Here is a 9807-nt window from a genome sequence, read left to right on the forward strand (position 1 = left end):
GATCGCCGGCGCGAACTCAGGGCCAGCGATCACCGAGGCTATACGCGTTTCTGGGTCAAACGCGGTGCTGGACCCACACCACGGCCAGGCTCACACAGGCCGATCCCGAGCCGTATGCCAGGCCGAGAAGGAACCGCCGGCGCATGAGGCGAAGCGTGCGGCGTGCCCGGGCCCCCAGTACTTCCCGGCGGCTCGGCTTCCCGCCGTCGCGGCCGGACGTGTCAGAATGCATGCGAGATTCCCCTTTCGTGGGAGTCGGTAGAGGGCCCCGCCCGGCTGGTTACCAGGCCATGAGTGCCGGATGGGGCCCTTTCGTTTCTTCGTCCTGAGTCTAGGGCTGCCGCGCGCGGCCGATGAGGGGCAAAAATCCTCTCCAGCCGTGCCAGTTACGGGAGTTGAGAATCAACTCTGACGGCATACGTCAGAGTTGATTCCGCGCGCTGATCATTTGACGACTCGAAACCTTTTACTTCGTCTTTGCCTATGCGGGGCGGCGGAGCCAGAGTGCATCACTTCTCGGACCCCCCAAGGCGCCCTCCTCGTCCAGACGTACAGGGCTGCCGTAGGCGGCCCCCGCCCCGTCCCGGAGCGACGCCGCTTACGGCGTTGGGACTGGCGGTACAGCCGTTGGCGCTCTAAGCACGTCTGCGGGGGTGTCGATGGCGGCGCCTAGATTCGAGGCGGGCATGCCGAATTCCGCGCCCCCGTGGACGCGGTCAGACTGGCCACCGGCGCCGGGGGAGTGGAAGCGACCATCCGGCTACTGGCCGCGATCGCCTCCCGCACCCCGCGCACCGACGGTCCCATCCCGCCCGATGCCTCCAGCCGACTGGCCGCAGCGGCCGACCTGTGGCGCGCCGCGCTCGCGGCCGGCCTGCCGTCCGGCGCCCTCGCCGGCGCAGGCGCGTTCGCCGACGCCGGCCTCAACGAGAACCTGTGGCTGTCCCTGATGCGGGCGAGCGCCGAGCACACCCCCACCCTGACGGACGCCGACCTCGTCGCCGAACGCGCCGCCCGACACCCGGACAGCGAGGACGCGCGCCTCCTGACCGCATACCTGGTCCACTCTCCCGCCGGGACCGGGCAGAACGCAGCCGTACGACGTCACGCCCGCGCCCTGCTGGACGCCGCAACGGCCTTGCCGCAGGATGAACGCCCCTCCGAGGTGCAGAAGCTGACAAGGGCGCTGGTCAACGCAGGCGACGTTGATGCCGCCACCCGCGGGTGAGTCACCCCGTCCCTCGCCCCCGGCCCACTACGGCTGCGGCCGTTCAACACCTGGACGGCCTCACAGGCGCCGTGGCGGTGCGGTTGTCGGAATTACGGGCACGGACCGTAGGCACGGGCGGGGCCAGCGTCGCGGGCTACTCGGCGTCTGCCACAGAGAGCGCACCCCGCGTACGGCATGGGGCAGGCCCCGTCTATTGGACCTTCTGATAGGAGAGCCCTCGGAACGTGCCAGGAGTCCGGGCGGAAACCTCGTAGGAGCGGGCGCCGGTGCGGTGCTAGGGGGTACGCGTACCCCGAGGGTTGTCTCACAGCGAGCTAGAGCTGCACGTTTTCGGCGCGGACCCCTGTACCGAAACGCCGCGAAATCCTACGCAAATTATCCGGCACTCGCCGCACACAAACTTTCCCCGCGGCCCTCTGACCTGCCTGGCCGCTGCTTGGAATGCTCGGGAGAGAGGTGCGATGGTCTCTCCCGGCGTAACTCAGCGCCACTGAGCAAGGGGGAAACATGTACGCCTTCATCGGGGCCATCATCGGAGCCGCCATCACCGGCGGTTGCACCGTCATCGCCGCGAACATCACAGCGCGGCGGCGGGGTTCGAGGGAGGATGCGCCGTGAAGTGACGTGACGCGAATCCGCAGCTCTGGCCGCGTCATGTCACCTCGTGGAGAGCGACCGAAGAGGCTGCGCCCGGCCGGGCGCAGCCGAAGGTGCCGGTTGGTCTCGGTGTAGAGGCGGCGCGCAGGAACGGCCCAGACAGCGTGCGGGCAGGCTCGGCGAAACCGGCGGGGGCGTCGATGTCCAGGCCGTCACCAGGCGCCTGCCGTCCTCGAGGAGCTGCTGCGCGGCATCCAGTACGGACGACCGCCCATGGCTTTCCGATCCGGTCCGATGTCCGGTGCGCCTCGTCCATGACGATCAGATCTCAGCCCGGAAGACCGGCCTGGTGTGCGCGCTCCAGCGTGCCGAGCCCGAGCGAGGCGTACGTGGCGAACACGGTGATCTTGTCGAACGGCTTCACCCGCGTTACCAGATCGTCCACGTCCGTGGTGTTGGGAAAGGCAGCCTCTCTGGCCAGGTTCGTTCGCTGGCTGGTCACAGTGGCTGTGGGTCGATGTCGCAGTTGGCCCGTGTGCCTTCCCTGAACTGGATAACGGCCGGGTGTGGGGTGCCCGAGGCCTTTGGGAGACGCGCTGCGTCCAGAACGCGTGCCATGCGCGTAAGGGTGTCCTCGCGCAGGGCACGCCCTTCCGTCTCGGCGCCCGTGGTGATGAGGTCCAGTGCCAGGTTCCCGGCGCAGGCTTGTGTGGTTGGGTGGTCTTTGCCGAAGGTGGCCTGGCACAGTTCCAGCGTGGCTTCCCCGCGGTGGCGCGCCTCTGCGGTTCGCCCGAGGGCGGCGAGGTCGCTGGCGAGGTTGATGGCGCAGGCGAGGGTGAGGGGATGGTTCTCGCCGAGGCTCTCGCTGAGGATGGTGAGCGCTGCCTCGTCCAGGCGGTGCGCTTCCTCGGGCATGCCGAGCAGCCGTAGCGTGATGGCGAGGTCGATGTCTGCGGACAGGACGTGCGGGTGCCGTTCGTTGTAGCTCTGCCGGTAGCGCTCGCAGGCCTTCGACCCGCGCGTGTGGGCGGCCTCCAGGTCACCGTTGTGGCGAAGCGCGAGGGAGAGGGTCAGCTCGGCGGGCGGTATGCGGGGATGGTCCTGCTGGTAGCGGCGGATGAAGCGGGCGTGTGCATCGGTGGCCAGTTCGAGGGAGCGCGCATGGTCGCCAGCCTTGCGGCAGGACTCGCTGAGCTGGCGCAAAGCCTCGATGGTGGCAGGGTGATCGCGGCCGAGCGTGCCTAGGTACGTGACGCAGGCCGACTCGTGCAGCTTGCGCGCACCGGCGTAGTCGCCCATCTCGCGGGTGTCGAGAGCGAGATTGCACTTGGTGATCAGGTACTGCGGATCGTCCTTGCCGAACAGACGGCCTTTCATGTTCAGTATCCGGCGGTCGAGTTCCAGTGCGCTTGGGAACGCGCCGACCAGCCGCAGGTTCACTGCGACGTTGTCGGCGATGCCGAGAGTGGTGGGGGCGTTCTCGCCGAAACTCGTGCGGGCCCGCTCGTGAGCGGTCATGTCCAGGCCGGCGCTGGCCGCGAAGTTGCCCTCCGCACGGTGAACGGCGGCCTCCAGCTGGAGTACTCCGAGCGCGGTCTCGCGGGTGTCGTAGGCCGGGAGCCTGCTGATCTCCCTGAGGCGGGTTGCCAGGTTCGACGCGTCGTCAAACCTGCCCGCTGCCCAGTACGTGAATCCCAGCCACTGGCCCATGAGCTGTGTCGGCTGGTCCTCCTCACCGAAGACAAGCCACGTCTCCCAGGCCTGCTCGGAGAATTCGAGGGACAGTTCGTGGTCGCCCCAGTGGTAGAGGTACTGGGCGATGTTCCGCACCAGCTGGCGCACCCGGGGCTGGTTGGATTTGACCGCTTCGGTAGCGACGACGTGGCTGTAGAGCTCCGTGTATCGGGGCCAGGCCCTCGGGTCACTTGGCTTGCCGGGGTCGGCGGCCGCCAACAGGAGATGGGCACCCTGATGCATGCGGGATTGCTCGTCGACGGTCATGTTGTCCCTTAGGACACGCTGGACCAGGCGGTGCATCTGGATGGTGTTCTTACGGTGATCGATACGGGCGAGCGAGTAGCGGTTCACCTCCCTGAGGGCGCGCCCCAGACGCAAAGGGTCTTTTAGCGCCGGGTCCAAATCGTCGTCGATGTGGTTGTTCCCGAGCCCGGAGAAGAGTGACCGGGGGATCGGGTCTGCGCCGAAGTAGGAGCACAGTTGCAGCAGCCTGAGCGCGGCCGGGCTGCGGCTGCCCAGGTGCTCGAGTGTCACGTTCCACGCGGCGGCGATGGGCCAGGGGTGGTGCGGCGGATTCGCTTCGCGCAGTGTCGGGCGCGTGTTCTCAAGCAGACGCAGATACTCGGAGACGGGCACGCCGGTTTCGGCCAGCCAGCTGGCTGCCTGCTTCAAGGCCAGCGGCAGGTCGCCGAGGGCCTCGGCCAGGGCGGCGGCCTCGTCCGCGTGAAGCGGCTGCCCGGAGTGGAGCAGCAGGTCTGTGCTTTCCTTACGCGTGAATTGGCCCACTTCGACGGGGCTGGCGACCCGGCTCCACTCCTTGTCGCGAGACGTGACGATGATCGCGCCACCCCGATAGGGAAAGAAGGGGCGAATCCGGTCCGGGCTATCGGCGTTGTCGAAGATCAGCAGCCAGCGATCGTACGGATGCCGTCGGCCTAGCGCCTCCTGGACCGCCCGTACGTCAATGCCGGCCTCCATCGAGGTGGTGAGGCCCAGCCGCTGGGCCAGTTCCTCCATGGCCTGGTTGATCAGGGCGGGCCGCTCGGCGGGGATCCACCAGACGACGTCGTAGTCGCCCTGATATCGGTACGCGTACTCGATGGCCAGCTGAGACTTCCCGGCGCCGCCCATGCCGTGGACCACGACCGGTAGAACCGTGTCCTGCCGAAGATGCACGTGCAGCAACTTCAACAGATCGGCTCGGCCGGTGAAGTTGGGGTTACGCGGTGGCACGCCTCCCCAGACGCGTGGGAGTGAGGAGGACCCTGGCCTCCTGAGCTGCCGGCTGTCCGCGGTGTCCGCGCGGACGCTGCGGACAACTTCGCCGACCACGACTGTGGGCGAGGTCTCCTGGTCGGCAGAGACGCTTATGACCTCCATCTGTTCGCGTGCTGCTGTCATCTGTGACTGGTGAGCTGCCAGTTCATCGTCTGCCGTTTCGAGGGCGGCCTCGTATTCCCACAAAGGAGGCCGGTCCGCTCGTGACCAGGGGTCTGCGGCTCCCTCGGTGGGGGTGGCGCCAGAGGGGCGTGCTGCGGTCGAGGAGGCGGCCGGTCGGCTCTTGTCTTCCAGAGCTCGGCGGTATACGGCCGCTTGCTGTTCAGCGAGGAGGCGGAGTTCTTCTGCTGTCTGGCGTTCTCTTCTTGCCTGGTCCAGCCGGTCATTCGCTTGGCCGAGCAGGGCTTGGGTGCTGTTCAGTTCTTCTTGTACGGCCTGAATTCCTGCGACCTGGTTGGGGGCGCGGGCTCGGTCGCGCTCCTGTTCCAGCGTCGTGCAGCGCTGGTGGAGGGAGCTGACCATCTCCAGCAGCATGTAGACGAGGCGGGTGGTCCCGAGCAGGGCGTCCTTCGCTGCGATCTCGCCCTTCCGCGCGTCGTCGAGCCTCAACTGCAGTTCGAGGGCCGTGCCCGTGGGTATCTCGGCGGCAGCGACGGACCGGGCGCGAGCCGCAGCCTCAGCGGCCTCCAACAGCTCGGTGCCCTTCAGCAGCTGCAACTGCCGAGTCCGGGGATCCTTGATCAAGGCTGTGACGAGATCCTCAAGGAGGTAGCGGGGGATCAACTTGGCGCCCTTGCGGAATTCGGCCCACTGGTTGCGCTCGTAGGGGAACCGCTCGGCCAACGCGCGGACGCTCCAGCCCTTCGTGATCCCACGCAGCCAGTGCGCGAGTTCGTCCGCTTCGGTCATTCCGGCGCCCTGCATCTGTCCCCCGTCCGCAGGTGTCCGCACTGTCCTCAATCTTCCGCGTGGCGACCTGCACTAACGCCTGATCGCGAGACGGACAATCAGACCATTCCCTCACGCTGGCTTTCCACTCGTTCAGCACTTCTGGAAGGCGTCCGTGATGCGTAGCCCCAGCCGCAGCAAGCTCGATCTAACTGTCTTCATCACCGTCCTCGGTGCCGGCGCCCTCTTCCTCGCTCTCGGCGTCTCCGCCAACGCGCTGGCCACGGTGAGTGTCGCTCTCTCTGGCCTGTATGGAGCGTGGACTGGTACCCGCTCCACAGCCCAGCGCGTGCCCGAACAGGATCTGCCAGAAGATCAGGATGGCTCCGATCACGCGGCCCAGACGACGGCAGACCAGTGAGCACCCCGAGAACCTGGCCGAGCAGTTCAGTCTGGAGCTTCCGCCGCGTACCGGGCGCGCCTGGGCGGGGCGGCCTCGAACCGTTGGAGCGGGTCGCGAGGCGGCTCGTAGGCGTAGTAAGGGCGGTACGAGGATCTGTCGTGCGCCGGTGCGTCCTTGTACGAGTAGAAGGTGATGATGGCTCGTCAGGCGCCGGGGGCGGGCCGATTGTGAACAGCCGCCCCCTGCATGCGACGTGGGCCTGGTGGTTAGCGGCTGCCCCATTCGGTGTCTACGGCAGCCCGGGCCTTGTGTACGTGGCCTTCCAGCTCAATGGCGATACGGGTCTGATTCGCCGACTGTGCCACAAGATCCATAACGTCGAACTGGCCGGACCTGCTCGGGTCTGTGAGTGATGCACACGCAGGTAGGAGTGCTGCCCTGAGGTTTGCCAGGCAGCCGCGCAGTTGAGTGAGGCTCTCTGTGAGCTCGTCCGAGCGGCGACCGCGGGCGTGTTCGATCGCGAGGCGAAGTCGTCTAAGAAGAACTGCGATCTGTTGTGCCTCGGCGTCGTCCTCGCAGAGCGGGTGGTCGGAGACGTCGATGCATAGCGCGAGCGCGTCCGACGTGGCGGCCTTGATGTCCTCGTACAGGTCCCTCCAGAGATCCCTTGCCTCGACCCGCTGTCGGAGGGCATCTTCGCGCTGCCGGTCCTCTTCGCGGTCCTCGCGCGTGTTTCGACGTCCGAGCTTGAAGAGCACCGCCGCGCCACCAAAGCCGATCCCTGCGCCGACCACGCCGGCGAAAACTGGCGTAGGGATGCCCCAGATGCTGTCCTGAGCGGACGTGACGGGAGCCTGCGGCTGGGGGCGCGCCTTTCCCGAGATCGTGGTTGCGAAGGGGCGGGTGATGTGAGGCGGCTTGCGATCGCCATCGGGCTCGGCGTGCAGGTCGCTCCGGGACGAAACGAGCGCCGCGGTGGTAACAGGGGTCTTCATTACCGAGGCGGATGCGTGCTGCGGATGGATCGGCAGAGCGAGCACAAACGTGGCGCCCACCGCGGCGGTGGCCGTGGCGAGACGACGCCCTCGCGGTGCTCGGGCCCTTTCCCCCGCTTCCTTAGCACGACGGCTAAGGTGGTCTAGTGGTGACATTGCGATGTCCCTCCCGGCCCCCTCCCCGGTCTGAATGGTTTCCTAGGCCGGGACCGGAGAGGGGGCTGCTGTCGTATTCATCTCTCTTATTGCGTGACGGCCATTTCATTCGGGCCAGTCACCTTCGATGTTCTTATAGCGCGTCGGTGAGCCCCTCCATGAAAGAGCCAGGTACGTGATTGGGCAGCGTGATTGTGCGCTACACCCACAAGATGGAGTCGGGTGCCAGGGGTACGGCACGGCACCCTACTCAATACCGCAGTCGACGAGTCGTTAGATCCGTCATGTCTACCACCGGTTGGGAGTTCGTCCGGATCCGCAGAGACTAGCGCCATCGAGGGAGGAAACGTCATCCGAACGGAACTCAGCCGCAGAATCAGCAGTCCCTTTAACATCTAGCAACGACCTGCACGCCCAAGACTCCTCCGGCTCGCCCTGCCTGTGCTCACCAGACATCGACGACGTCCCACAACTCACCTTGTTGGCACCGGAGTTGGGGTGCAGCTTGCCCTTCTTCCTGCTGCCGAGGACCGAGAGCGGAGGCCCTTGCCCGAGTTGTGGAGTCTTCGCCGCGTCGCACGTCGAGATAGACGCCCTCTGCCTGACGTCGGTCTTCCTGGCCCTCGGCCAACCAGCACCGCGCGCCGGGTGCGGGTGTAGAGCCGAAGAGCGCCTTCATGCCGTTGAGCAGGTACAACTCCAGCGGTGGGGTGAAGGACAGGGTGCGGAAGGTGTTGTCCTCAGCCCCGCCTCAGTCCGCGTCGCATCAGAAGTCACTAGGAGAGTGTCAGGTCCGTCGTGATGGTCTCCCAAAGGGACCCGAACCAGCCCCAGGGGTCGCCGACGAAGACCAACACGGGTCGCCGATGAGGACCAACTCCCAGTCGATGACGGTCAGTCGGCGTCTTCCGTGGTCTGCAGCAGGCCAGGCACGACGTTACGTTCGCAGTTGCGCGTGATCGTGGCCGATCTCGTAGGCGATGTACGTCTCCAGTGTCGGTGTCATGACCTCTTGTAGGGCGCGTACCGCGGGGGCCGACGGCGGGCCGCCTGGGCCAGCTCGATGAGTTCTTGCTGCTCGTCGGTATCGATGTCGTAGCGGGATGCCAGCGCCATGGTGCCGGTGACGCCGATCTTCCCGTTCTCGATCCGGATGACCTTCGACGGGGACCAGTCGAGGGTTCGGCCACCTGCTGCTGTGGCAGCCCCGCAGCCTCGCGGGCCTCCCTCGGTCCCAGCGCCTTGAGACCACCGACCGGAACCGGCGCTGGGTCGGGCAGGTCAGCCCGGACCGCGTGGGCGAGCCATCTGGCCGGTCCCTCGTCGAGCCGTCGCCGGGTGTGCCAGAACGCGGTCACCCGCGTGAAGGCGTATGCCCTGTGTAAGAGTCCGACCAGGGGACACGGGTCGCCTCGCCACGGTGCGTGGAAGAGGTCGCCGTCTGTGCCGTCGTGTAGGTCGACCTGGCGAAGGACACCATCGCCTACCTAGGTCGTGCTGCGCGAGCTGCCCTGAGTGGAGACGGTCAAGAACTACGACTGCTCCTGGACCGAGTTCGGTGATCCCCTCGATCAGCGCGCGCAGGTCGGCGCAGAGCACGGACGGGCCGCGCTCCGGGGTGTACCAGTGCGCATACAGGCCGCCGCCGCACGAGGTCAGCACCGGGCAGCGTCGGCAGGCCTCGCTCACGTGCCGCCCCCCGACTGGCGGGCCCGGACGCCCAGATGGTCCGCGAACTTCTCGAAGCCGTGGTGGCCGGCGGCCTGAGGCTCCGGGGAAGGCGGTCTTCAGAGAGTCCGCCTGCTCGAAGCTGCCGTCCGTCTCGACGACGGCCAGATCGCTGGGGGCCAGGCCCATTGCCTCGGTCAGGATGGGCTGGCCGCGCAGTGGGCTCAGCACCCACGCGAAGGTCCGTGCCGGGACCTGCTGCCTCTGCTGCTCCCAGCGGTCGAAGATCGTCAGCAGACAGTCCCAGTACGGAGTCGGGGATGACGACGGTCCGGACGGCGGTGGATGCTCCCAGGTGGAGTGCGGGAGGAGGTAGTCGATGCGAGGCGGGGCGAGGGCCGTCAGGGCGTCGTGCACCGCGACGGGATCGTTCGCCACGTCCACCGTGCACAGCAGTCCGGCGTACAGATCACCCGCCGAGGAAGGCGGGACCCCGGAGGGGGCCCGGCTTCCTTTCCCTGGTATTCCGTGAACACTTTTCTCCATCGGAACACCCGTCAGTTCCCCATCCCTCGAAGGGAATCGGAGATTCCTCAACTACTCATCCTTATACCACCTCTGACATTACCTCAGCTAACCCCCCAACTCCCCACGGACAAAGCCAAATCAGTATTCGAATTTGTGCCGGAGGCACAAATCCATTTCCTGCTTTCCCGTGCCGGAGGCACGCAGGTTTATGGAAATGGCCGGAGGCCAATTTCCATAAACCCCCGCCGGAGGCGGGCTGCTTTTCGCGCGGGGACGCGCGAAACGAGCGGAGCGAGTATTCGGCTGCCGGAGGCAGAGCGAAGCGG

At 66.7% G+C, this 9807-nt stretch carries 4 protein-coding genes and 2 pseudogenes; 2 read left to right on the forward strand and 4 right to left on the reverse strand.

Annotated elements, in window-relative coordinates; genetic code table 11:
• The first annotated feature begins 706 nt into the window (after positions 1-706).
• The gene (locus tag H305_RS0142930; RefSeq protein WP_028805858.1) at positions 707-1228 is read left to right on the forward strand and encodes a hypothetical protein; all 522 of its coding nucleotides are present in this window, start codon (positions 707-709) and stop codon (positions 1226-1228) included.
• A gap of 1098 nt (positions 1229-2326) precedes the next feature.
• On the opposite strand, the gene fxsT is transcribed toward H305_RS0142930, so the two are convergent.
• Positions 2327-5752: an FxSxx-COOH system tetratricopeptide repeat protein gene (fxsT, locus tag H305_RS48945; RefSeq protein ID WP_158690698.1), complete on the reverse strand. Its 3426-nt coding sequence runs from the start codon at positions 5750-5752 to the stop codon at positions 2327-2329.
• A gap of 157 nt (positions 5753-5909) precedes the next feature.
• On the opposite strand from fxsT, the gene H305_RS48950 reads away from it, so the two are divergent.
• A complete protein-coding gene (locus H305_RS48950; RefSeq protein WP_037767357.1) occupies positions 5910-6152 on the forward strand; it encodes a hypothetical protein in 243 nt (80 codons plus the stop codon).
• A gap of 248 nt (positions 6153-6400) precedes the next feature.
• Here the strand turns inward: H305_RS48950 and H305_RS0142955 are convergent, their stop codons facing one another.
• From H305_RS0142955 to H305_RS55575, 3 genes and pseudogenes are all read right to left on the reverse strand, one after another.
• On the reverse strand, positions 6401-7129 hold the full coding sequence (locus H305_RS0142955) for a hypothetical protein (protein WP_158690699.1): 729 nt from the start codon (positions 7127-7129) through the stop codon (positions 6401-6403).
• Positions 7130-8592: 1463 nt separating this feature from the next.
• Positions 8593-8748: pseudogene (locus tag H305_RS56565) on the reverse strand (aKG-HExxH-type peptide beta-hydroxylase); the annotation flags it as partial.
• Positions 8749-8839: 91 nt separating this feature from the next.
• A pseudogene (locus H305_RS55575) lies at positions 8840-9421 on the reverse strand (FxsB family radical SAM/SPASM domain protein); the annotation flags it as partial.
• Positions 9422-9807 lie beyond the last annotated feature (386 nt).

Source organism: Streptomyces sp. 142MFCol3.1, assembly GCF_000424945.1.
GTDB classification, from domain to species: Bacteria; Actinomycetota; Actinomycetes; order Streptomycetales; family Streptomycetaceae; genus Streptomyces; species Streptomyces siamensis.